This window comes from Asticcacaulis solisilvae (assembly GCF_017875235.1).
Classification (GTDB): Bacteria; Pseudomonadota; Alphaproteobacteria; order Caulobacterales; family Caulobacteraceae; genus Asticcacaulis; species Asticcacaulis solisilvae_A.
Genome location: NZ_JAGGMI010000002.1, coordinates 637,152 through 658,084, shown reverse-complemented (window position 1 = coordinate 658,084; position 20,933 = coordinate 637,152). Strand labels below are relative to the sequence as shown.

Sequence of the window (20,933 nt, the reverse complement as noted above, 5' to 3'; positions counted from 1 at the left end):
ATGAAAACCGTAACCGTCAGCCTGCTGGCCGCATTAGCCTTGAGCGGCGGCACTGCCGTCGCCGCGCCGAAGCCGAAGGCCAAGCCCGTGGCCGCCGCGCCCGCCCTGGCCTCCGAACCCGTCGAGGTCCAGGCCGCAGCCCTGCGCGACGCGGCGCTGAAGTCCGACGTCGCCTATGACTTCGTCGCCCAGATGACGACGCGCTTCGGCGCACGGCCGGCCGGCGGCGAAGCTGAACGCAAGGCGTCGGAATGGTCGGTCGAAGAGCTGAAGAAAATGGGCTTCCAGAATGTCCACCTCCAGACCTTTCCGCTCTATGGCTGGGAACGCGGCGCCGAAAGCATTGAAATCACCGCGCCATTCCCGCAGAAGCTGGTCGGTACGGCGCTTGGCGGCTCGACGGCCGGTGTCGCCGACGCCGAAGCCGTTCTGTTCGAGACCTATCAGGAATTCCTCGACAGCAAGGCCGACGTAACGGGCAAGATCGTCGTCATCCTTCAGCCCATGGCGCGCGCCAGTAACGGCTCGGGCTACGGCCGCATGTCGGGCAGCGTCCGCTCCGGTGGGCCAGGGGTGGCGCAAAAGCGTGGCGCCGTCGGTTTCGTTCTGCGTTCGCTGGGCACCGAGACCGATCGTTTCGCTCATACGGGCGCCACGACCTGGTCCGACGGCAAGGGTATTCCGGCCATGGCGATCAGTACGCCGGACGCCGAAGCCCTGAGACGTATCCTCAAGATGCAGGGCAAGGGCGAGGCGGGACCGCTGCGTCTTCGCATGGCCAGCGGCGCGAAGTTCCTGGGGTTAGGCCAGTCGCAGAACGTCGTCGCTGACGTCGTCGGCACCGAAAAGCCCAACGAAGTTATCGTCATGGGTGGCCACATCGACAGCTGGGACCTCGGCACCGGCGCCATCGACGACGCGTCGGGGCTCGGTATCACCATGGCTGCCGCCAAGACGATTATCGATTCGGGCCTCAAGCCGAAGCGGACCATCCGCGTCGTCTTCTGGGGTTCGGAAGAGGTCTCGCAACCGGAAGGTTTCGGCGACGCCGGCGGCGGCAAGTTCCGCGACGCCTATCGCGACAACCTGTCGAACTTTATCGCCGCGGGCGAATCGGATTTCGGCGCGGGCAAGGTCTACGCGATCAGCCTGATGCCGACCGAGGACAAGACCTTCCTGACAAAGCTTGGCAATGTGCTTTATCCGCTGGCTGTCTATATCGACGCCAAGGCCGTGCCGACCGGCGGCGTCGACAGCGGGCCGCTGCACGAATCGGGCGTGCCGGCCTTCGATCTTGAGCAGGACGGCTATGATTATTTCGACGTCCACCACACGGCCAACGACGTCATCGAGCGCGTTGATCCGGCACAGATGAAGCAGAACGTCGCGGCCTGGACGGCGACGGTGTGGATGATGGCGAACACCAACGTCACCTTCACGCGCCCCGAAATCAAGAAGTAAGGGCCTTTACCTGACCGGCCAATTCGGGCAGAAGGCATGTCCTTCTGCCCGAATATTTGGGCGCAAGCGATATGCCGAAAGTGTGCAGCGGTTTTCGGCCTGGATATCGCGCAGATTGAACGCGGGCGTGGCGAAATGGTAGACGCTACGGACTTAAAATCCGTCGGGAGCAATCCCATGCCGGTTCGAGTCCGGCCGCCCGCACCAACTGCCCTTAAGCAGCTTGCCGCTCAATTGGATGGGCCGTCGCACTTCGGGGGCCAGGCTTCATCCGTCTTGGGAGCCAGGTCGATGACATATATCTCGCCCGATCGCTGGGGATGGGCCTGCGCGAACAACAGCCGCTTAGCCTGCGGCGACAGCAGCGGGCCAACCTGGAAAACATCGGGCCTTGCGGGAATGCGTCCGCGTTCCACCCAGCCGTCCCCGGTCTTTTCGAAGCGGTAGAGATGCGATTTATCGCCCCGGTCCGCCACCACCACCATGGTGCGGCCGTCGCGTGAAATTTCAGCCTCGTATTCGAAAGCGGCGGTGCTGACGGGGGCGCCGGCATTGGCGACCTGCCATTGGCCGTTATGCTGGGTTGCGACGTAGATATCGCCGCCGCCATGCCCGCCGTCCCGGGCGGAACCGAAGTAGAGATTGCCTGACGCATCGGCCCTGGGAAGCAGTTCCGAGGCCGGCGAATTGACGGGCGCGGGCAGCCTTTGCGGCGGCCCCCAGCCATTCCCGATGCGATCGACGTACCAGATATCGAAATCGTCACCGCCCGGCGCATGGCGATCGGATATGTAGTACAGGCGCTTGCCGTCCGGCGTGATGCCGGGGTCCGCCTCGATCGCCGGAGGCGGGGCGGCAAAAGGCACGGGCATGGGCGGGCTCCAGCCGCTTGCCTCGCATCGCGACCAGTAGAGCCTGTAGGTGCTGAAGGCCGGATCGCTTTTGAAAAAGTACATCTCGCGACCATCGGCCGTGAAGGTCGGTGTGGTCTCGTACTGATCGCTGGCGATCGCATCGGGCGTCCAGCGCTGGGCCACAGGCGCTGGCGGCGGTGAAGCTTCGGACATGCAGCCGGTAAGCGCGGCCAGGGCGGCAAGGCTGGCGAAAGGCATCCGGTTCATGCGACGGCCACGGCTTCGATTTCGATCAGCCACGCTTCGTCGAATATCGTGGCGATGACGACGGTGAGCGCCGGCGTATGGCCACCCAGGATCTCATGGCGCATCAGGGTATTCTCCGCGCGGTAGCGCCGGTCAGCGAGGAAGATTGTCACCTTGGCGAGGTTTTCGATCGTCATGCCGGCATGCGTCAGTTGCGTGATAACATTGGTCCAGGCCAGTCGCGCCTGACCGGCGAAGTCAGCGGGGACCGTGCCGTCTGCATCCGCCGGCACCTGTCCACTGATGAACAGCCACCGGTCAGGGGAACGCACCAGTGTGGCCTGAGCGTAGGAGGTGTTTTCGGGATGAATGGGTTCGATTGTCACGGGCCTGGCCTTCGTCGCGCCCGGCGCACTAAGGGCGTTCAGTAAAAGCGTGATTGCAAAGCGCCGGTTTAACATGCCTATTTACATAGCCGGGCGATGCATTCGCGTCTTTCGCCCAAATGGCGGTTTCGCCGCCATTTGAACCATCGGGACTTCAGAATGGATGACGTCGACCGTCAGATTGTCGCCCTATTGCGCCAGGACGCGCGGGCGCCGCTCAAGACCATCGCCGGAAAGATCGGACTTGCCCGCAGTTCGATCCGGGCGCGCATTGCGCGTCTCGAAGCCGAGCAACTGATTACGGGATATCGGGCCGAGGTCGCGCTGGAAAAAGCCGGAGGCGTGGCGGCCATGGTCTGCCTGGAACTTGCCAGCACGCCGATGCCACAGGTCGTGGCGGCCATAGTCGCGGACCCGGCCGTCGACCGCTGCTACTCCCTGGCCGGGGACATCGACCTGCTCGTGGAAATCTCGCATATGAATTCCGCTGGCCTCAACGACGCCCGTGATCGTCTGTCGGTGCTGCCCGGGGTCGTTCGGGCACGCACCTTTCTGATCCTGAAGCGGGACAAGGCAGGGTGACGGCAAAAAAATGAGGCGGTGAGCGAACTCACCGCCTTGGCTGTTCAGCGCTTTCCGAAGCGAAGTTCGGCGAAGCCAAAAGTGTGAAGCGGTTTTCGGATAAAAAGCGCGACAAAAGCATGCTGCCCGGAGATTTACAGCACGCCCAGCATGGTAGCGACCAGCGGATGGCGGACGATGTCCTTGTCCTTCAGGCGGACGACGGCGATAGTGTCGACGGCTTCGAAGCGGTCGGCGACATCGGCCAGGCCCGACAGACCGGTCAGAAGGTCGGATTGCGCCGGGTCGCCGGTGACGACCATGGTCGAGTTCCAGCCCAGACGCGTCAGCAGCATCTTCAGCTGAGTATAGGTGCAGTTCTGCGCTTCATCGATGACGACGAAGGCGTTGTTGAGGGTGCGGCCGCGCATATAGCCCACCGGCGCGATCTCGATCAGGCCTTCCTGGATCAGCGCCTTGACGCGCTTCATGCTGAGGCGGTCGGTAAGGGCGTCGTAGAGCGGGCGCAGGTACGGCGCCAGCTTGTCTTCCATGTCGCCGGGCAAGAAGCCGATCGATTCGCCGGCTTCGACCGCCGGGCGGGACAGGACGATGCGGCCGACCTTGCCGCTTTCCAGCGCCTCCACGGCCTTGGCAATGGCCAGGTAGGTCTTGCCGGTACCCGCGGGCCCCAGGGCGAGGATCAGGTTCTTTTCGTCGATCGCGCTAAGCAACGCCGCCTGGCCTTCGGATTTGGGTTTTATCGTTTTTAAGTAGCCCTGTTCCCGTTCGTCATTGGCATTGCCCATGGGCGACCAGGCGCCGCCTCCGCCGCCACCGACATGCACGTTCAGCCGGCGCACTTTCGAATCGGTCGAAAAGGCCGACTCATCCAGGTGGCCTTCACGCAGGAAACGCTTGGCGGATCGCTTGGTCATGAACATGCTCCTTCAAAGTGCCAGTCGCGGCTGTGCTGGCCGCAAAAAGGCATGAAAAAAGGCGAAGCCATAAGTGGCATCGCCGTGACAAACGTGTTTGGGAACAGAGAAAGGCAGGACCGTAAAGAGCCGCCGGAGCCGAACATCGGCGGCGGCGGAAGTGCAATGCCCAACATGGAACGCGGTATTGCCACTTAGACCTCTTGAGGTACAAAGCCTTTGTGCCGGCTGCGGATCGCTCCGCCGCCGTACCCTTAGGAGTAAAGCTGATTCCTCCATAAGAATGCTATCAGAATCTGCCCCGAACGTTACCGAATGATGAAAATTAACCATTCCGAACAAATTTCGCAGAATTGTCATGGTCGTTTCCACGGAGGCCGGCATGCCGCTCTATCGTTTAGATGATGTGGAGCCGCGTCTTGCCGAGGGCGCCTGGGTCGCGCCGGGCGCGCAGGTCATGGGGCAGGTGCTGATGGGCGAGGGCGCCAGTGTATGGTTCAACGCCGTGGTGCGTGCGGATAATGAGCCGATCACCATCGGCGCACGCAGTAATATCCAGGACGGCTCGGTCCTGCATTCCGATCCGGGTTCGCCGCTGACGATCGGTGAGGGCGTGACCGTCGGGCACAAGGTGACGCTGCATGGCTGCATCATTGGCGATAATGCCTTGATCGGCATCGGATCGATCATCCTCAACCGCGCAGTCATTGGCCGCGACAGCATCGTCGGCGCCGGATCACTCGTGCCGGAAGGCAAGACCTATCCGGACGGCGTACTGATTCTCGGATCACCGGCGCGGGTGGTGCGCGAGCTGACTCCCGAGCAGGTCGCGGGACTGAAGCGTTCGGCCGAGCATTATGTTGGTAATGCCCGGCGCTTTGGCCGCGACCTGTCGGTTATTGGATAAAGGTCTTCAACTCGGCCTGGAACAGTTCGGGTTGGTCGAACATGATGAAGTGACAGCTGTCGGTCACCTGCCGCAACGAAGCGTTCGGCGCATTGGCATAGGACATCTGGTAGTAGCCGGCCATCTGCTCGGCCGTAATCGGGGCGCCCGGCGGCAGGACCCACAGGACACGCAGCGGCACCTTGATATTGGCGAGTTCCGGACGCAGGTCGGTGGTGATCAGTTCGTACATCGCCTGGCCGGACGTCGCCGGATCGCTGTCCATGGCGTGCTTTATGGCAGCGGGGCGGAAAGCTTCGGTCTTTATCATCCCGGCGATGGTCTGCTCGGCCGTCGCCTGCCGGCCGGCCGCGGGGGCGTTGCGGATGCCGTCGCGGATCTGGCCTGCAATTGGAGCAACCGAGTCCGGTGTGGCATTAGGCATGAACATGGCGCCCATAAACGGTATCATGTCGACGACCATCAGCCTGGACACCAGGCCGGGATGGCGGGCGGCGACCATCATGCCGACTGTGCCGCCCATCGAATGCCCCGTGACGGCGGGGCGGTCCAGTTTTTCGGACACGATGTATCTGGCAACCTCTTCCGCTAGCGGAGCAACGACCGGGCCCGTCGCATTGGCCTCGGCAGGAACGCCGGCAAAGCCCTTGACCTGGACGACGTGATAACGATAGCCGGGCAGGGCCTGGATGGTCGTGTCCCATACCGACGCGGAAGATGACAGGCCGGGGATCAAAACGACATCTTTGCCTTCGCCTGTGGTCGTAACGATGATGCGGTCGCTTTTGAAGTCGCCGGCACATGCGGGCAAGGCGAGGGCGAGACCAGCCGCGATCGCGGCCAGCGTGGATATCAGCTTTTTCATGGACATTAGTCTTTCAGGTAGAGGTGGGCGCGTAGGGGTTGGGGAAGACCTGCTCAACAGGGAGCGAGAGTGCGCTGGAAATGCGGTAGGCGAGGTCGAGCGAAGGATCGTGGCGTTCGGTTTCCAACGCGTTGATGGCGTATCTGGACACCCCGATAAGGGTTGCGAGTTGCTCCTGCGTCAGGTCGCGTTCCGCGCGCAGGACTTTGAGCCGGCTTTTCATGCCCGGCCCCCGTCTCGAATGATGCCGCTCAGCATGCCGAACAAGCCCCAGAACAGCGGATATATAACCCAGGCGGGAACTTCCGGTGCATTCAGCAGTTGCTGGAAGGGCGCATAGCCGACGACAACCGTTATGGTGGCGCCGGTCGCGGCCAGCATGCGCTTGGCAACGAGAGCGCGAACGAATTCATCCTGCTTTGAAATCAGGCCATAGGCCATGAAGGTCTGGATGATTACGGTCACCGCCGGCACAAGCGCAAGCGCCCATAGCGCCGGATCGGGCCATCCATTGTGCTTGCCCCAAGTCACGCCAAAGATGGCCGAAAGGAAGACCAGCCAAAGGGTAATTGAGGTAACGGTATAAGCAGGGGAGTTAGGCCAGCCGAACATTATGTTGTGTCCTCCATATTAAATGTTGTGTACTCCTTACATTCTAAAACGCGATGCGTCAACGTAAATGTTGTGATGTCACAACATTAAGCTGGTAAATCTCACAAATCTGCAGAAGAGGCGCGGATCAGGACGCCAGGCGCGCCTCTGTAATGCCCTTGTTGGCCAACTGGTCGGCGCGTTCGTTGAATTCGTGGCCGGCGTGGCCCTTGACCCAGTGCCACTTGATCTTGTGGGCTTTTGTCGCCGCGTCGAGGCGCATCCACAAGTCGTCGTTCTTCACCGGTTTCTTGTCAGCGGTCTTCCAGCCGCGCGCCTTCCAGCCGTGGATCCACTCCTTGATCCCCTTGAGGACATACTGGCTGTCGGCGTGCAGTTCGACCTCACACGGCTTTTTCAGCGCTTCGAGCGCGGCAATGACGGCCATCAGCTCCATGCGGTTATTGGTTGTATTGGCTTCATAGCCGTAGAGTTCCTTCTCGTGGCCATTGGCCATGAGGATGGCGCCCCAGCCGCCTGGGCCCGGGTTACCCTTGCAGGCGCCGTCGGTATAGATGGTGACCTTGCTCATGGTCATGCCTGGGTCAGGACGCGCGGCAGCTTGAAGGTGACGGTTTCCTGCACGCCCGAATTTTCAATGACCTCGGCCTCGAAACGCTCTGTCACGGCCTTGACCAGGTCGCTGATCAGGTTTTCCGGCGCCGATGCGCCGGCGGAAATGCCCAGGACCTTCACGCCGTCAAACCATGACCAGTCGACATGCGAAGCGTCATCGACCAGGTAGGCGGCGCGGGCGCCGGCGCGCATGGCGACTTCGACCAGGCGCTGGGAGTTCGACGACTTGGCCGAGCCGATGACCAGCACCAGGTCGCATTCGGCGCTGATGTCCTTGACGGCGTCCTGGCGGTTGGTGGTGGCGTAGCAGATGTCTTCCTTGTGCGGCACGGCGATCTGCGGAAAGCGTGACTTCAGCACGCCGACGATTTCCGAGGTGTCGTCGACCGACAGGGTGGTCTGGGTGACGAAGGCGAGATTGGCCGGGTCGACCGGCATAAAGGCGCGCGCATCCTCGACCGTTTCGATCAGCTTGACGACGCCTTCGGGCAACTGGCCCATGGTGCCGATGACTTCGGGGTGGCCGGCGTGGCCGATCAGCACGATTTCGCGGCCTTCGCTGTAGTGGCGTTCGGCCTCGACATGGACCTTGGAAACCAGCGGGCAGGTGGCGTCGAGGAAGAACATCTTGCGCATTTCAGCTTCGGCTGGCACCGACTTCGGCACACCATGGGCGGAAAAAACCACGGGCCGATCAGGTGGGCACTGCTCCAACTCCTTGACGAAGACGGCGCCCAAAGCTTTCAGCCGGTCGACGACGTGACGGTTGTGGACGATCTCGTGGCGCACATAGACGGGCGCGCCGTAAAGCTCCAAGGCGCGTTCAACGATCTGGATGGCGCGGTCAACACCGGCACAGAAACCGCGCGGCGTGGCGAGATAGACTTTTAACGAAGCGGACATGTCCCTCACATAAGGCGTTTTCGGCGGTTTCGCCACAGCAAACGACAGTGTCGGATCAGAAGTTGTTCCGCCGTGATTTGGCCGCAGTCCGCCGATAAAACCCTTTGAAATTGCCCGCGCAGGCGCTACACATCGCCTAACGGCGCCGCTTCTACGGGGGAAGGGCAGGCCGGCAGTGACCCCGGCAACGCTGAATGTCCAGGATAGGCTTGTTCATGATCTCTTCGTCGCGCCTTTTTCTTTCCGGCCTGTGTCTGGCCGTCGCGCTGAGTGCGGCATCCACGCCGGTCCTGGCGCAAAGCCGTGGCGGCGGTGACGAAGAAACCGCCGAGGACAAGGCCAAGAAGGAAGACGAATGGGGTGAGCGTACGCTCAGCCTCAAGAAGCTGAAGGCCGAAGGCCCGTGCCCCTACGTCAAGGTGCTCTACGACGCCGCGCGCTATCACGAATTCAAGGACAACAGGGAAGCCACCAGCGCCGCCATGTGGACGGGCGAGATCAATGGCGTGACCTCGGACTGCGCCTATAAGGGCAGCGATCCGATCGAAGTCGCCATGGACATCGGCTTTTCCCTCGGCCGCGGTCCCCAGGCCGATGGCCAGACCAAGACCTACCGTTACTGGGTCGCCGTGACCGAAAAGGACGCGACCGTCCTGGCCAAGCAATGGTTCGACCTGCCGGTCACATTCGCGCCAGGTCAACAGCGCACCGACGTCAATACGCGCCTCGATGGCATCGTCATCCCGCGCGCCGACGTCTCGGTGTCGGGCTCGAACTTCGAAGTGCTGGTCGGTTTCGAAGTCACGCCGCAAATGGCCGCCTTCAACCGCGACGGCAAGCACTTCCGCTACGTTTCGGGCGCCGAGCAGCAATAGGCTTGTAACTCCGGGGCTGGATGCGTAAGACGGCGTAAATTCTTACGCCTTCTTTGGATCCTTCATGTCCGACGCCTTCGCCCAATCCCAAGACTTCAAGACGCAACTGACGACTGCGGCTTCGGCCGCGTTTACGGCTGAGGGCTTCGATGCCTCGGCCGGCCGGGTCAATGCGTCCGACCGTCCGGACCTGGCCGATTTCCAGTGCAATGGAGCCCTCGCGGTCGCCAAGCAGGCCAAAGCCAATCCGCGCGAAGTGGCCGGCCGTATCGTCGCGCACTTCGCCGATGATGCGCGCCTGAAAAGCACCGATATTGCTGGTCCCGGCTTCCTCAACTTCGTCTTGTCGGAAGGCGCTCTGAGCGATCGCGCCAATGTGCTGGCGGCCGACCCACGCGTTGGCGCGCCCAGCGTGGCGGTCAAGCGCAAGGTGATCATCGACTACGGCGGCCCCAACGTCGCCAAGGAAATGCACATCGGCCACCTGCGCACCGCGGTCATCGGCGAGAGCCTGAAGCGTGTCATGCGTTATATGGGCGACGAGGTTATGGGCGACGCCCACTTCGGCGACTGGGGCTACCAGATGGGGTTGCTGATCCTGGCGCTCAGCGAGGAACAGCCGGACCTGCCGTATTTCGACGATAACTACACAGGCGACTATCCGTCCGAGCCGCCGGTCTCGCTGGCCGATCTGGGGCGCCTCTATCCGCTGGCGTCCAACAAAGGGAAGAGCGATGCTGGCTATCGTGACCTGGCGCGAAAGGCGACCAAGGAACTGCAGGCCGGACGGAGGGGTTACCGCGCCCTGTGGCAGCACTTCGTCACCGTCAGCCGCGAAGCCCTGATCCGCGATTATGGCGCCTTGGGTGTGTCCTTCGACTGGTGGAAGGGCGAATCGGACGCCGATCCCTATATCGAAGGCATGGTCGCGGAACTGAAGGCCAAGGGGCTGCTGGTCGAAGATTCCGGCGCTCAGGTCGTGCACGTCGCCAAGCCCGGCGAGACGCGCAAAAAGAAACTCGATGATGGTTCGGTGATCGAAGTCCCGAGCCCGCCGCCGCTGCTGGTCGTCTCTTCGGAAGGCTCGGCCATGTACGGCACGACCGACGTCGCGACCGTCGTCCAGCGCCAGAAGGAGTACGGCCCGGACCTTAGCCTCTATATCGTCGACCAGCGCCAGGCCGAGCATTTCGAGCAGGTCTTCCGCACTGCTTACTTGGCCGGATTTGCCAAGGAAGGCGAGCTGGAGCACGCGGCCAATGGCACGGTCAACGGGCCTGATGGCACGCCGTTCAAGACCCGCGATGGCGGGACGCTGAAGCTGGGTGATTTGATTGCCCAGGCGGTGGAAAAAGCGACGGAGCGCTTGCACGAGGCCGGTTTAGGGGAGGGACTGTCCGAAGCCGAGTTCGCCGACACCGCGCATAAGGTGGCGGTCGCGGCATTGAAGTTCGCCGAGCTGTCCAACCACCGGCTGACCAACTACATTTTCGACCTTGATCGCTTTACCAGCTTCGAAGGCAAGACCGGGCCGTACCTGCTCTATCAGGCCGTGCGGATCAAATCGATCCTGCGCAAGGCGCGCGAGCAGGGCGTGGCTGCCGGTACGATCACCGTTGCCGAGCCGGCGGAACGCGAGCTGGTTCTGCTGCTCGACGCTTTCGATTCGGCGCTGAAAGAAACCTACGTCAAGCGCGCGCCGAACCTGCTGGCCGATCATACCTACCGGCTGGCCCAGGCGTTTTCGAAGTTCTATGCCGCCTGTCCGGTCCTGCTGGGAGAGGATGTCGCGCTCAAGGCCTCGCGCCTGGGACTGGTTGCCTTGACCCTGCGCCAGCTCGAATTGGGATTGGAACTGATGGGCATGTCGGCGCCCGACCAGATGTAGAGAATGGTAAGTTACTGCTCCACCCCATTTTATGGGGAGGAGTAGGGGTTAGAAGTCGAAAATATCCCCTAAATCGAAGCCCTTTTTCTTCTTCTTGTAGTGCTCGCCGTACTTCCTACGATCGTCATCATCGTCGTCATACTTATAAGGCCGCTGGTACTGGGGTTGCTGATATTGCGGCTGATGATGTTGTTGCGGCGGCGCCTGATATTGCGGGGGCGCAGACGACGGCATCGGCGCGTGTCCCTGAGCCAGGCCGAGAAGCTTTTCCAGTTCGCCGCGGTCCAACCATACGCCCTTGCATTGGGTGCAGACGTCGATGAGGATTCCTTCGCGAAGAACTTCGCGGAACGCGCCCTGACAGACGGGGCATGTGATGGCGGACATAGCTTCTCCTTCAATAGCTTATGAATTTGACATTGGCATTTAACCGCCCGGTTCAAGGTGCCCGGCGCAGAAAATCGACTTAGTTTCCGAAAGCTGCTGACAAAGCCGTGAAGTTGGGTTTAACTGTTACCGTAAGATTAACGGGCAGGTTGTCATGGCGGGGCGTGAAGGCAAGGGAACCGGTAAGACGCCGCCGAAATCGGGCGGCTGGTCTTTCCCGTTGTTCCGCAAGCGTGCCGCCTTCTACATCGATGGCTTCAACCTCTATCACGCCGTCGACGCCTATAAGCGCCCATACCTGAAATGGCTGAATCTTAAAGCGCTTGGCCGGGCCATTGCGCCGAAATCCGAGGCCGTCAAGCGCGTTGTCTGGTGCTCGGCCATCCGCCCGCAGTCCAAGAGCAAGATCAAGCGCCACGAAGACTATATGAAGGCGCTGAAGTCGCAGGGCGTCATCTGCCGCATGGGGCATTTCGTCCACGCCACGGATGGCTGCAATTCGTGCGGCCACAAATGGCAGCTTTCGGTCGAGAAGCAGGGCGATGTGAACCTGGCCCTGTCGATTGCCGCCGATGCCGAGGATGACCTGTTCGACGTCTGCTATCTGGTCACCGCCGACGGCGACCATGCCGCGACAGCGCGCTACCTCAAGGAACGCTTCCCGAAGAAGAAGCTGGTCCTGGTGACGCCGCCCGGCCGCTATCACAACCGCCATATCGAACGCATGGCCGACGAATGCATCGAGATCGAGACGCACCATCTCGAAGCGTCGCTGCTGCCGGAGATGACCAAGGTGCGCAAGCGCCTGCTGCAGAAACCCGATATCATCAGCCGGCCGGAGCAGTACGATCCGCCACAGGTCAGGCAAAAGGCCCACCTGCGTCTTATCGTCAATAATGGCTGAGGCTTTCGAAGACCGGCTCTATGCGCTGATCGCCGAGTTTGAGGAAGCGCCGGAATTCGCTGCGCGCTTTAAGGCCAAGGGTGATGCTGCCTTTATCTATGCCGATCTCGAATTTGATCCTGAAGGCCTTGACGATGAACTTGTCGGGTTGATGCGCGAATTCGGGGTGGCGATGCCTTGGGGCAAGGGGTCGATTCCTCACAACATCTTATTTTGCAAGGAATACTGGACGTTGCAGGACGTCACGGTTGGTCAGTTGAAGCAAACAGCCATAGCCGGGGCTTGGCCCGAGGGGGCCTGGTCCTATCACAAGAACACAGTCTGGGATCATCTGCGCAGCTCGCTCCTGTTGCCGCTTGTCATAGTAATCGGGATTGCCGCTATCCCAATCGGCTTTGTGATCGTAGGCGCATTGTGGTTGAAAGGCCTTGTTTCACGCAAGGCCGCTTGACTCTTAACCTGCCGCAGAGCACAAGGTCCGAACTCTCGCGGGAGAGAGCGTGACTCGTTTTGTCACGCCGCCGAAGGCGCAACCGCCCCGGAAACGCTCAGGCACAAAGGACCGCGCAGAGACACCAGAACGCTGGAAAGTGATGGCTTGCCATCCGCCGACGGAGCAAAGGCTGTTGCAAAACAAGCCGAAATCTCTCAGGCTAAAAGGACAGCGGGGGCAGATGATGTTCAGTCGATCTGCGAGCCCCCATGCCTGATACCCAAGACACTCTAAAATTTACGCCGCTCTATGACCGCCATGTCGCCTTGGGCGCACGCGTGGTGCCGTTTGCCGGCTACAATATGCCGGTCCAGTACGAAGGCGTGCTAGGGGAGCACAAATGGACGCGCGAAAGCTGTGGTCTGTTCGACGTGTCGCACATGGGCCAGGCACGGCTGACCGGGGCAGGGGCGATTGCCACGCTCGAAGCGCTGACGCCAACTGACTTCGCCGTGTTAAATCCAGGAAAGCAGAAATATTCGCTGCTGCTGGATGATAATTCCGGAATTCTCGACGATTGGATGGTGTCGCGGCCGGAAGATGACGGTTTCTTTCTGGTCGTCAATGCCGCCTGCAAAGATCAGGACTTTGCCATTATTGCCGGCAACCTCAAGCCGGATACCAATTTCGATGTGCTGGCCGATCGCGCGCTGCTGGCGCTGCAGGGGCCGAAAGCCAAGGACGTCATGCAGGCCTTCTGCCCAGCGGCGTGCGATCTTTATTTCATGGAATGCGGAACCTTTGAGCTGTTGGGTGAGACGGCCTTCGTCTCGCGCTCGGGCTACACTGGCGAGGACGGCTTCGAAATCAGCTTCCCGGCGGCGCGCGTTGGCGAGCTCTGGGACCAGCTTCTGACCCACCCAAGCGTCAAGCCAATCGGCCTTGGCGCGCGCGATTCCTTACGCATGGAAGCCGGCATGCCGCTCTACGGCCACGAGATGGACGCCAGCTACACGCTGGCTGAAGCCAATCTCGGTTTCGCCATGTCGAAGTCGCGTGTTGCCCGCGGCGACATCAAAGGTTTCGATCGCCTGAAGGACCAACTCGACGGCAAGCTCGACCGCGTCCGCGTGGCGCTGAAGATCCTGTCCGGCCCTCCGGCCCGCGAAGGCGCCAAGATCGTCGCCAAGGACGGTGGTGTGCTGGGCGTCGTCACCTCGGGCGGGCCGTCGCCGTCGCTCGGCTATTCCATCGCCATGGGCTACGTCCCGCCAGCCGAAGCCGCCATCGGCACCCAGCTCGATGTCGAGGTGCGTGGCAAGCCGTACCCCGCTGAAATCGTATCTCTGCCGTTCGTCGCGAATGGCTATCACCGCAAACCCAAAGCTTGATCAGGAGCGCGCCTCATGAAGTTCACCAAGGACCACGAATGGGTCGAAGTCACCGGAGATACGGCTCTCGTCGGCATCACCGCCTACGCCGCCAATGCCCTGGGCGACGTCGTTTTCGTTGAAATCCCCGAAGTCGGCAAAAGCCTGACCAAGGGCGACAGCTTCGCCGTCGTCGAAAGCGTCAAGGCCGCGTCGGATGTCTACGCGCCGGTGTCCGGCGAAGTCGTCGCTGCCAATGACGACCTGCCGAACAGCCCCGACACGGTCAATGCCGCGCCCGAAAGCGCCGGCTGGATCGCCAAGGTTAAGCTCTCCAATCCTGCCGAGCTGGATGAGCTGATGGACCGTGACGCCTACGAAGCCTATCTCGACACCCTGTAAGGAATATCCATGCGTTACCTGCCGCTGAGCGAGGCCGACCGGGCTTCGATGCTCGACACGATCGGTGTCAAATCCGTCGACGACCTGTTCGTCGACGTCCCGCAATCCGCCCGCCGCAGCGGCACGGTCGACCTGCCGACATTCGCCGGTGAACTGGAGGTCGAGGCGCAACTGAACGCCTTTGCCGCTCAGAACCTGAGCCCTGCCAAGGCGCCTTTCTTTGTCGGCGCCGGCGCCTATCGCCATCACATCCCGGCGACGGTTGACCACATCATCCAGCGCTCGGAATTCCTGACCAGCTATACGCCGTACCAGCCGGAAATCGCGCAGGGCACGCTCCAGGTCCTGTTCGAGTTCCAGACCCAGGTCGCCCGTCTGACGGGCATGCCGGTCGCCAATGCCTCGCTCTACGATGGCTCGACGGCGGCAGGCGAGGGCGTGCTGATGGCGCAACGCATCACCAAGCGCAACAAGGCGGTCCTGTCGGGTGGCCTGCACCCGCATTACCGCGAAACGATCGAGACCCTGGCCCATGCGGTCGGGATTGAGACCGAAGCCTGCCCGATGGTCGTCGACGGTGAAGCCGAGGTGTTGAGCCATATCGATGCCGGCACCGCCTGCGTCGTCGTCCAGACGCCGAACGTGTTCGGTACCGCGACCGACCTGACGAAGATCGCCGAAGCCGCCCAGGCCGCCGGTGCCTTGCTCATCGTCGTCGTTACCGAAGTGATGTCGCTGGGCCTGCTGAAGTCGCCCGGCGAGATGGGCGCCGATATCGTCGCCGTCGAAGGCCAGTCGATCGGCGTGCCTTTGTCGTTCGGCGGCCCCTATGTCGGTCTTTTTGCCGCCAAGGAAAAGTACCTGCGCAACATGCCGGGGCGCCTGTGCGGTGAGACGGTCGATGCTGATGGCGAACGCGGCTTCGTGCTGACCCTGTCGACGCGCGAACAGCATATTCGCCGCGACAAGGCGACGTCGAACATCTGCACCAATTCCGGCCTGTGCGCGCTCGCTTTCTCGATCCATATGAGCCTGCTGGGGCAGGAAGGCCTGAAGCGCGTGGCAAAGATCAATTACGCCAAGGCGCATGCCCTGAAAGACCAGTTGGTTGCTGCCGGCATTGAGGTCGTCACGCCGCGCTTCTTCAACGAGTTCACGGTGAAGCTGCCCAAGCCCGCCGCCGAAGTCGTCGAGGCCCTTGCCGCCAAGGGCATTCTCGGCGGTGTGCCGGTATCGCGCCTCGACGCCGATCCCGCACTTGCCAATCATCTGATCATTGCCGCCACTGAAACGGTGACGGACGCGGATATGTCGGCGCTTGTTGCTGGCCTTAAGGAGGTGCTGTGATGGCCGATACGCCGAAAATGAATACTGTCGGCCGACCCAGCGCGCCGGACTTCGACATCGAACACACCTCGTTCAAGACCCTGTTGGGCGGCCGCGGCCTGCTCCAGTCGGAAAAGCTGATCTTCGAATGGGATGACTATCACCGCACCGGCGTCGACTTCGCCGATGTCGCGATCGATACGTCGGATCTGGGTGATCTGGTGCGCGGTGACACGCTCAACCTGCCGGGCCTGACCGAGCCCGAGGCCGTGCGCCACTATGTCCGCCTGAGCCAGAAGAACCACGCCATCGACCTGGCGCTCTACCCGCTGGGGTCGTGCACCATGAAGCACAATCCGCGCCTGAACGAGAAGATGGCGCGCGTCTCCGGCCTGGGCGACATCCACCCGCTGCAGCCGGTCTCGACCGTCCAGGGCGCGCTGGCACTCATGGACAGCCTGGCGCACTGGCTGAAGACGCTGACGGGCATGCCGGCTGTGGCGCTGACGCCGAAGGCCGGCGCTAATGGCGAACTGTGCGGCCTGCTGGCCATCAAGGCCGCGCACGAGGCAAAGGGGCAAGGGCAACGTCGCACCGTTCTGGTGCCGTCGTCGGCCCACGGCACCAACCCGGCCACCGCAGCCTTTGTAGGCTATACGGTCCGCGAGATCGGCCAGACTAATGATGGCCGCGTCGACCTCGAGGACCTGAAGGCGAAGATCGCCGCCACCGGCGATCAACTGGCGGCCATCATGCTGACCAACCCGAACACCTGCGGCCTGTTCGAGCGCGACATCGTCACGATCGCCGAGCTGATCCACGCCGCCGGCGGTTACTTCTACTGCGACGGCGCCAACTTCAACGCCATTGTCGGCCGCGTTCGCCCGGGCGACCTGGGCGTCGATGCCATGCACATCAACCTGCACAAGACCTTCTCGACGCCGCACGGCGGCGGCGGGCCGGGCGCAGGCCCGGTGGTGCTGTCGGAGGCCCTGGCGGCCTTCGCGCCGCGTCCCTGGGTCGTGTCTTCAGGTCAAGGCTTTACCCTAGAAGAACACGGCGAAGATGCCTCGAAGGCCAATTTCGGCCGCATGTGCGCCTTCCACGGCCAGATGGGCATGTATATCCGCGCCCTGACCTATATGCTGAGCCACGGTTCGGATGGCCTCAAGCAGGTCGCCGAGGATGCTGTGCTGAACGCCAACTACATCAAGGTAGCTTTGGGTGATGTCATGAGCGTGCCGTTCCCGGACGGCCCGTGCATGCACGAAGCGCTGTTCGATGACAGCTGGCTGGAAGGCACCGGCGTGACCACGCTCGACTTCGCCAAGGCGATGATCGACGAGGGCTTCCACCCGATGACCATGTACTTCCCGCTGGTCGTCCATGGCGCCATGCTGATCGAGCCGACCGAAACCGAATCGAAGGCCGAGCTCGATCGTTTCGTCGCTGTGCTTCGTGCCCTGGCTGAAGCGGCGCTTGACGGCGATGTCAGCCGCTTCAAGGGTGCGCCCTATCTGGCCCCTGCCAAGCGTCTGGACGAGACCCGCGCGGCGCGTCAGCCAAAACTTACTCATAGCTGACGAATTTGTAACCTTGTCCTGCTAGTATTCTCCGTGTGGTGTCCCTATATCGGGAACATCACACGGGAACGCCAAGCGATGAAACTGTTCATCAAGATGTCTATGATGCTGCTGGGCTTCGTGCTCATGGCATTCGGCGTCTTGATCGCGCCGCTGCCGGGCCCGTTGGGTGTGCCGTTCTTTATTGGTGGCCTCATCCTCGTCCTGCGCAACTCGACCTGGGCCAAGCGCAGCTTTATCCAGATGCGTCGCCGCTATCCCAAAATCTTCGGGCCTGTCCGCGCCCTGCTGCGGCCCGGCGCCAAGGTCGTTGCCCTGATGTGGCTCAATATGCTGCGCACCGAACGCCATTTCCTGCGCCGCAAGGACCGGTTCCTGTACCGCTTCCGCCGGGGCCTGTTCGGCATGTTCAGGCCGCGCCGCCCGGCCTTCGGTTAAACAAGCCTTCGGCTGATCCAGAATTTAGAAAGCCCTCGCGACCAAGTCGCGAGGGCTTTTCTCTGCTTCCCCAAATCTTATTGGATTTGGGGAGGCAGAAGCCATATCGACGCTTCCCGTCGCATAAGAAAAGGCCCGGAGCGAACTCCGGGCCTTTGTCGTTTTCAGTAGAGAGCGCTTAAGAGAAGCGGCCTTCAAGCTGGCCGATTGCCTTATCGACCGCAGGGTCGGCACCGAGGCCGGCCGTACGTTCGGTCAGGATGGTCTCGGCCAGTTGCGTAGCCAGTTCGGCGGCGGCGGCCTTGACGTCTGCGGCGGCGCGCGCCTCGGCCTGGGCGATCTTGCGTTCGGCCTGCTCCTCGCGGCGCTTGATCGTCTCGGCCAGCTTGACGCGGGCTTCCTCGGTCAGGCGTTGCGCCTGCTCTTCGGCCAGGGCTATGATCTCCTTGGCCTTCAGTTCAGCTTCCTGGCGCTGGGCCTTGATGCTGTTGAGGAGGTCGGTCGCTTCCTGGCGGATGCGCACGGCTTCATCCAGTTCGGCGCGGACGGCCTTGCCGGTATCGCCAAGGCTTTTCCAGATGGCGCCCGGAACGCCGGCAATGACCAGGATCAGGAAGAAGATCAGCAGGCCAACGCGGACCCAGAATTCGGGATCGGCGAAATTGAACATGATCTTATACCTTCTGCTGGGCGGAGCGCAGGGCTGCCTGCGTCGCCGCCTTGCCGGTCAGCTTCTGCACGAGCGCCGAGGCCGTTTCCGAAGCGATGTCGCGGACGTGGCTCATGGCTTCGTCGCGGGCGGCCTTGATGCGGGTCTCGGCTTCCGACAGACGGGCGTTCAGCTTGACGTCTTCCGCAGCCTGGGCCGCCGCGATTTCCGCGTTCGACTTGGCAATGGCTTCCGCCGCCATCTTCTTGGACAGGGCCTGCGCCGTGGCGGTTTCCGCCGCGGCTTCCCGGGCCTGGGCCTCGGCCTCGTCGCGGTTGGCGCGGGCATTGGCCAGGTCCTCGGCGATCGTGGCGCCGCGCGTATCGATGACCTTACGCAGGCGGGGCGCGAAGACGCGGCCAACCATGACGTAAAGCACCAGGAATACGATCAACAGCCAGACGATCTGTCCGCCCCAGTGCTGGGTATCCAGCTGGGGCAGACCGCCCGACCCGTGCTCGGCGCCATGTTCGGTATGCTCGGTCGTATGATCCGACGGAACGCCGTGGGGCTCGGTTTCAGCAAAGGGCACCGTCGAATCCCCGGCCACCGCTTGCGCGGACACAGGCGTGTCGGCGGCGGCGAGTGGCGCGGCTTCGGGTGAGGTTGCGGCGTACATGTCGTGTCCCTGAGCCTTTATCGGCTCAACCGAAGAGGATCAGCAGGGCGACGACGAACGCGAAGATGCCGAGCGCTTCGGTCAGCGCCATGCCGATGAACAGGTTGGTTTGCTGTTCCTTGGCGGCCGACGGGTTACGCAGGGCGCCGTTGAAGAAGTTACCGAACAGGATGCCGAGGCCGATACCGGCGCCGATCATGCCGAAGGTCGCGATACCAGCGCCGATGAATTGCAGGCCGCTAGCGATCGCCTGAGCGGATTGAAGGTCCAAAGCCATGGAAAAACTCCGTTAGTCAAAAAGGATGAAGGTTAGTGGTGGCCGATATTGACCACGTCACCGAGATAGACGCAGGCCAGAACCGCAAACACGAAGGCTTGCAGATATGCGACCAGGAATTCGAGGGTGGTGAGGGCGACGATCGCCGTCACCGGGATGATGGCGCCCAAGACGCCGCCCATGCCGAGCGCTGCCAGCGAGATGACGAAGCCGGCGAAAACCTTGAGCACGATGTGACCGCCGACCATGTTGCCGAACAGACGCAGGGCCAGGGTGATGGGGCGCACGAAGAAGGAGATGATTTCGATCGGAATGATCAGCGGCACCAGGTACCAGGGCACGCCCGACGGCAGGAACAGCTTGAAGAAGCCGAGCCCGTGGCTGACCAGGCCGACGATAATCACCAGGCCGATCGTCATGACCGCCAGCGTGATGGTGACGGCCAGTTGCGACGTCGCCGTGAAATAGGTGAACATGCCGACCAGGTTACAGGCCAGGATGAACAGGAACAGCGTCAGGACGTAGGGCAGGAATTTGCGGCCGTCATGGCCGATAATCGATTCGACCATGCCATCGATGGTGTTGAACAGGCCTTCAGCCATGACCTGGCCACGGCCCGGCACGATCTCGGCGCGGGCGGTCGTCAGGGCGAAGAACAGGAGCGTAAGTCCGACGGCGATCAGCATCGCCAGCACCGAGTTGGTGATCGACATATCGATCGTTTGTCCTAGGACTTCCACAGCCGGAAGGTCGATGACCTTCTGGATCTGGAACTGGTGCATTGGGTCGGCCATGAGCCTCTTAAACCTCTTGGATGCGGTCCGGCGCTAGGCGCGAACGCGGGTAATTCAAAATGCGGCTAAAAAAGTCCGCCGGTGTCCTTAGGGTGCCGCCGGCGCGGAACACCGCGACTTTAGCGTGATTGGCTCGACTTGATGATCGCGTACATCGCGGCGATCATGCCCAAAATGGTCCCGACAATCATTCCCCACGGCTGAGCGTGAAAAATATAGGTGTCGGCAAGCCAACCCAGTCCCAAACCTCCCAGAATGCCCCCCAGCAGTTCGCCAAGGACCTGAAAGCCCTTGTTGGCGCCGACTTCGGCCTTGGTGTCGACCGTCTTGCGTCTGCGCGCTTCGATCGCCTTCAGGCGCCGGTCGAGATCGTCCAAATCGTCCGTCTTCGACCCATCGGGGGGTTCTTCTGTCACGTTCAGCACCTAACAGGCGGATAACAGATGTTACCCGTCTTCGAACGGCGCGGAAACTACTCAAGCGGGGCTGAAAGGTCAAGCAATTGCGGCGCAATTCTCGCCAATTGTCACAATTGGCGGGCAACAGGTGGGGATTCCGGCGGAATTCACGGAAAAATATA

26 protein-coding genes, 1 tRNA gene and 2 riboswitches are annotated in these 20,933 nt (G+C 61.9%); of the genes, 13 read left to right on the top strand and 14 right to left on the bottom strand.

The features are described 5' to 3' along the window. Both J2X24_RS06305 and J2X24_RS06300 read left to right on the top strand, forming a co-directional pair. Positions 1-1,461 (top strand): M20/M25/M40 family metallo-hydrolase, encoded by a 1,461-nt coding sequence (locus J2X24_RS06305; protein WP_209718186.1) that lies wholly within the window; start codon positions 1-3, stop codon positions 1,459-1,461. 121 nt (positions 1,462-1,582) lie between these two features. Beyond that, positions 1,583-1,668, top strand: a tRNA-Leu gene (locus J2X24_RS06300). Between the two features lie 23 nt (positions 1,669-1,691). Here the strand turns inward: J2X24_RS06300 and J2X24_RS06295 are convergent. Next, complete coding sequence (locus J2X24_RS06295; RefSeq protein WP_209718183.1) at positions 1,692-2,582, bottom strand: TolB family protein; 891 nt, start codon at positions 2,580-2,582, stop codon at positions 1,692-1,694. Continuing rightward, the gene (locus J2X24_RS06290; RefSeq protein WP_310002571.1) at positions 2,579-2,947 is read right to left on the bottom strand and encodes a RidA family protein; all 369 of its coding nucleotides are present in this window, start codon (positions 2,945-2,947) and stop codon (positions 2,579-2,581) included. The genes J2X24_RS06295 and J2X24_RS06290 overlap by 4 nt, the downstream gene beginning before the upstream one ends. A 159-nt stretch (positions 2,948-3,106) precedes the next feature. Between J2X24_RS06290 and J2X24_RS06285 the strand changes: the two genes are divergently transcribed. Further along, entirely contained in the window at positions 3,107-3,529 is a 423-nt protein-coding gene (locus J2X24_RS06285) for an Lrp/AsnC family transcriptional regulator (RefSeq protein ID WP_209718177.1), read from the top strand. Between the two features lie 134 nt (positions 3,530-3,663). On the opposite strand, the gene J2X24_RS06280 is transcribed toward J2X24_RS06285, so the two are convergent. Continuing rightward, a complete protein-coding gene (locus tag J2X24_RS06280; RefSeq protein ID WP_209718174.1) occupies positions 3,664-4,446 on the bottom strand; it encodes a PhoH family protein in 783 nt (260 codons plus the stop codon). A 382-nt stretch (positions 4,447-4,828) separates the two neighbouring features. Here J2X24_RS06280 and J2X24_RS06275 point away from each other — a divergent pair, with 382 nt between their 5' ends. Then, on the top strand, positions 4,829-5,353 hold the full coding sequence (locus J2X24_RS06275; RefSeq protein ID WP_209718357.1) for a gamma carbonic anhydrase family protein: 525 nt from the start codon (positions 4,829-4,831) through the stop codon (positions 5,351-5,353). Here J2X24_RS06275 and J2X24_RS06270 read toward each other — a convergent pair. The 5 genes from J2X24_RS06270 to ispH form a co-directional block, all read right to left on the bottom strand. After that, positions 5,343-6,218 (bottom strand): alpha/beta fold hydrolase, encoded by an 876-nt coding sequence (locus tag J2X24_RS06270; RefSeq protein ID WP_209718171.1) that lies wholly within the window; start codon positions 6,216-6,218, stop codon positions 5,343-5,345. The genes J2X24_RS06275 and J2X24_RS06270 overlap by 11 nt on opposite strands. A 13-nt stretch (positions 6,219-6,231) precedes the next feature. Beyond that, positions 6,232-6,441: a helix-turn-helix transcriptional regulator gene (locus tag J2X24_RS06265; protein ID WP_209718167.1), complete on the bottom strand. Its 210-nt coding sequence runs from the start codon at positions 6,439-6,441 to the stop codon at positions 6,232-6,234. Then, a complete protein-coding gene (locus tag J2X24_RS06260) occupies positions 6,438-6,830 on the bottom strand; it encodes a hypothetical protein (RefSeq protein ID WP_209718164.1) in 393 nt (130 codons plus the stop codon). Before J2X24_RS06260 ends, J2X24_RS06265 begins: the two co-directional genes overlap by 4 nt. A 127-nt stretch (positions 6,831-6,957) precedes the next feature. Next, the gene (gene rnhA, locus J2X24_RS06255) at positions 6,958-7,401 is read right to left on the bottom strand and encodes a ribonuclease HI (protein ID WP_404977815.1); all 444 of its coding nucleotides are present in this window, start codon (positions 7,399-7,401) and stop codon (positions 6,958-6,960) included. Between the two features lie 2 nt (positions 7,402-7,403). Next, positions 7,404-8,348, bottom strand: coding sequence for a 4-hydroxy-3-methylbut-2-enyl diphosphate reductase (gene ispH / locus J2X24_RS06250; RefSeq protein ID WP_209718158.1), 945 nt, complete (start codon positions 8,346-8,348; stop codon positions 7,404-7,406). 215 nt (positions 8,349-8,563) lie between these two features. On the opposite strand from ispH, the gene J2X24_RS06245 reads away from it, so the two are divergent. Both J2X24_RS06245 and argS read left to right on the top strand, forming a co-directional pair. Further along, positions 8,564-9,223, top strand: a complete 660-nt coding sequence (locus J2X24_RS06245) for a Tat pathway signal sequence domain protein (RefSeq protein ID WP_209718155.1) — start codon at positions 8,564-8,566, stop codon at positions 9,221-9,223. Between the two features lie 64 nt (positions 9,224-9,287). After that, on the top strand, positions 9,288-11,111 hold the full coding sequence (gene argS, locus J2X24_RS06240) for an arginine--tRNA ligase (protein WP_209718152.1): 1,824 nt from the start codon (positions 9,288-9,290) through the stop codon (positions 11,109-11,111). Between the two features lie 48 nt (positions 11,112-11,159). On the opposite strand, the gene J2X24_RS06235 is transcribed toward argS, so the two are convergent. After that, complete coding sequence (locus J2X24_RS06235; RefSeq protein ID WP_209718150.1) at positions 11,160-11,498, bottom strand: TFIIB-type zinc ribbon-containing protein; 339 nt, start codon at positions 11,496-11,498, stop codon at positions 11,160-11,162. 154 nt (positions 11,499-11,652) lie between these two features. Here J2X24_RS06235 and J2X24_RS06230 point away from each other — a divergent pair, with 154 nt between their 5' ends. The 7 genes from J2X24_RS06230 to J2X24_RS06200 all read left to right on the top strand — a co-directional run bounded on the left by J2X24_RS06230 (position 11,653) and on the right by J2X24_RS06200 (position 17,954). Next, a complete protein-coding gene (locus J2X24_RS06230; protein ID WP_209718147.1) occupies positions 11,653-12,402 on the top strand; it encodes an NYN domain-containing protein in 750 nt (249 codons plus the stop codon). Next, entirely contained in the window at positions 12,395-12,853 is a 459-nt protein-coding gene (locus J2X24_RS06225; protein ID WP_209718144.1) for a hypothetical protein, read from the top strand. Before J2X24_RS06230 ends, J2X24_RS06225 begins: the two co-directional genes overlap by 8 nt. Positions 12,854-12,881: 28 nt before the next feature. Beyond that, positions 12,882-12,977, top strand: a riboswitch (glycine riboswitch). A 1-nt stretch (position 12,978) separates the two neighbouring features. After that, a riboswitch (glycine riboswitch) is annotated at positions 12,979-13,077 on the top strand. 27 nt (positions 13,078-13,104) lie between these two features. Continuing rightward, entirely contained in the window at positions 13,105-14,226 is a 1,122-nt protein-coding gene (gene gcvT, locus J2X24_RS06220) for a glycine cleavage system aminomethyltransferase GcvT (RefSeq protein ID WP_209718141.1), read from the top strand. Between the two features lie 15 nt (positions 14,227-14,241). Beyond that, positions 14,242-14,607: a glycine cleavage system protein GcvH gene (gene gcvH, locus J2X24_RS06215; RefSeq protein ID WP_209718138.1), complete on the top strand. Its 366-nt coding sequence runs from the start codon at positions 14,242-14,244 to the stop codon at positions 14,605-14,607. A 9-nt stretch (positions 14,608-14,616) separates the two neighbouring features. Beyond that, positions 14,617-15,954 (top strand): aminomethyl-transferring glycine dehydrogenase subunit GcvPA, encoded by a 1,338-nt coding sequence (gene gcvPA / locus J2X24_RS06210; protein ID WP_209718136.1) that lies wholly within the window; start codon positions 14,617-14,619, stop codon positions 15,952-15,954. A 17-nt stretch (positions 15,955-15,971) separates the two neighbouring features. Beyond that, positions 15,972-17,516 (top strand): aminomethyl-transferring glycine dehydrogenase subunit GcvPB, encoded by a 1,545-nt coding sequence (gcvPB, locus tag J2X24_RS06205; RefSeq protein ID WP_209718354.1) that lies wholly within the window; start codon positions 15,972-15,974, stop codon positions 17,514-17,516. A 78-nt stretch (positions 17,517-17,594) separates the two neighbouring features. Further along, on the top strand, positions 17,595-17,954 hold the full coding sequence (locus J2X24_RS06200) for a PGPGW domain-containing protein (protein WP_245344460.1): 360 nt from the start codon (positions 17,595-17,597) through the stop codon (positions 17,952-17,954). A 178-nt stretch (positions 17,955-18,132) separates the two neighbouring features. Here the strand turns inward: J2X24_RS06200 and J2X24_RS06195 are convergent, their stop codons facing one another. The 5 genes from J2X24_RS06195 to J2X24_RS06175 all read right to left on the bottom strand — a co-directional run bounded on the left by J2X24_RS06195 (position 18,133) and on the right by J2X24_RS06175 (position 20,769). Further along, positions 18,133-18,624, bottom strand: coding sequence for a F0F1 ATP synthase subunit B family protein (locus J2X24_RS06195; RefSeq protein ID WP_209718133.1), 492 nt, complete (start codon positions 18,622-18,624; stop codon positions 18,133-18,135). A gap of 4 nt (positions 18,625-18,628) precedes the next feature. Beyond that, a complete protein-coding gene (locus J2X24_RS06190) occupies positions 18,629-19,282 on the bottom strand; it encodes a F0F1 ATP synthase subunit B family protein (RefSeq protein WP_209718131.1) in 654 nt (217 codons plus the stop codon). Between the two features lie 25 nt (positions 19,283-19,307). Further along, a complete protein-coding gene (locus J2X24_RS06185; RefSeq protein ID WP_209718130.1) occupies positions 19,308-19,559 on the bottom strand; it encodes a F0F1 ATP synthase subunit C in 252 nt (83 codons plus the stop codon). A gap of 32 nt (positions 19,560-19,591) precedes the next feature. Next, positions 19,592-20,353, bottom strand: coding sequence for a F0F1 ATP synthase subunit A (locus J2X24_RS06180; RefSeq protein WP_209718127.1), 762 nt, complete (start codon positions 20,351-20,353; stop codon positions 19,592-19,594). A 119-nt stretch (positions 20,354-20,472) separates the two neighbouring features. Continuing rightward, positions 20,473-20,769 (bottom strand): AtpZ/AtpI family protein, encoded by a 297-nt coding sequence (locus tag J2X24_RS06175; protein ID WP_310002561.1) that lies wholly within the window; start codon positions 20,767-20,769, stop codon positions 20,473-20,475. Positions 20,770-20,933: the final 164 nt, after the last annotated feature.

Excerpts from the sequence above, each read along its gene's own strand:
- J2X24_RS06305 (WP_209718186.1), top strand. The coding sequence starts at position 1 with ATGAAAACCGTAACCGTCAGCCTGCTGGCCGCATTAGCCTTGAGCGGC.
- J2X24_RS06295 (WP_209718183.1), bottom strand. The coding sequence starts at position 2,582 with ATGAACCGGATGCCTTTCGCCAGCCTTGCCGCCCTGGCCGCGCTTACC.
- J2X24_RS06285 (WP_209718177.1), top strand. The coding sequence starts at position 3,107 with ATGGATGACGTCGACCGTCAGATTGTCGCCCTATTGCGCCAGGACGCG.
- J2X24_RS06280 (WP_209718174.1), bottom strand. The coding sequence starts at position 4,446 with ATGACCAAGCGATCCGCCAAGCGTTTCCTGCGTGAAGGCCACCTGGAT.
- J2X24_RS06275 (WP_209718357.1), top strand. The coding sequence starts at position 4,829 with ATGCCGCTCTATCGTTTAGATGATGTGGAGCCGCGTCTTGCCGAGGGC.
- J2X24_RS06270 (WP_209718171.1), bottom strand. The coding sequence starts at position 6,218 with ATGAAAAAGCTGATATCCACGCTGGCCGCGATCGCGGCTGGTCTCGCC.
- J2X24_RS06265 (WP_209718167.1), bottom strand. The coding sequence starts at position 6,441 with ATGAAAAGCCGGCTCAAAGTCCTGCGCGCGGAACGCGACCTGACGCAG.
- J2X24_RS06260 (WP_209718164.1), bottom strand. The coding sequence starts at position 6,830 with ATGTTCGGCTGGCCTAACTCCCCTGCTTATACCGTTACCTCAATTACC.
- rnhA (WP_404977815.1), bottom strand. The coding sequence starts at position 7,401 with ATGAGCAAGGTCACCATCTATACCGACGGCGCCTGCAAGGGTAACCCG.
- ispH (WP_209718158.1), bottom strand. The coding sequence starts at position 8,348 with ATGTCCGCTTCGTTAAAAGTCTATCTCGCCACGCCGCGCGGTTTCTGT.
- J2X24_RS06245 (WP_209718155.1), top strand. The coding sequence starts at position 8,564 with ATGATCTCTTCGTCGCGCCTTTTTCTTTCCGGCCTGTGTCTGGCCGTC.
- argS (WP_209718152.1), top strand. The coding sequence starts at position 9,288 with ATGTCCGACGCCTTCGCCCAATCCCAAGACTTCAAGACGCAACTGACG.
- J2X24_RS06235 (WP_209718150.1), bottom strand. The coding sequence starts at position 11,498 with ATGTCCGCCATCACATGCCCCGTCTGTCAGGGCGCGTTCCGCGAAGTT.
- J2X24_RS06230 (WP_209718147.1), top strand. The coding sequence starts at position 11,653 with ATGGCGGGGCGTGAAGGCAAGGGAACCGGTAAGACGCCGCCGAAATCG.
- J2X24_RS06225 (WP_209718144.1), top strand. The coding sequence starts at position 12,395 with ATGGCTGAGGCTTTCGAAGACCGGCTCTATGCGCTGATCGCCGAGTTT.
- gcvT (WP_209718141.1), top strand. The coding sequence starts at position 13,105 with ATGCCTGATACCCAAGACACTCTAAAATTTACGCCGCTCTATGACCGC.
- gcvH (WP_209718138.1), top strand. The coding sequence starts at position 14,242 with ATGAAGTTCACCAAGGACCACGAATGGGTCGAAGTCACCGGAGATACG.
- gcvPA (WP_209718136.1), top strand. The coding sequence starts at position 14,617 with ATGCGTTACCTGCCGCTGAGCGAGGCCGACCGGGCTTCGATGCTCGAC.
- gcvPB (WP_209718354.1), top strand. The coding sequence starts at position 15,972 with ATGAATACTGTCGGCCGACCCAGCGCGCCGGACTTCGACATCGAACAC.
- J2X24_RS06200 (WP_245344460.1), top strand. The coding sequence starts at position 17,595 with ATGAAACTGTTCATCAAGATGTCTATGATGCTGCTGGGCTTCGTGCTC.
- J2X24_RS06195 (WP_209718133.1), bottom strand. The coding sequence starts at position 18,624 with ATGTTCAATTTCGCCGATCCCGAATTCTGGGTCCGCGTTGGCCTGCTG.
- J2X24_RS06190 (WP_209718131.1), bottom strand. The coding sequence starts at position 19,282 with ATGTACGCCGCAACCTCACCCGAAGCCGCGCCACTCGCCGCCGCCGAC.
- J2X24_RS06185 (WP_209718130.1), bottom strand. The coding sequence starts at position 19,559 with ATGGCTTTGGACCTTCAATCCGCTCAGGCGATCGCTAGCGGCCTGCAA.
- J2X24_RS06180 (WP_209718127.1), bottom strand. The coding sequence starts at position 20,353 with ATGGCCGACCCAATGCACCAGTTCCAGATCCAGAAGGTCATCGACCTT.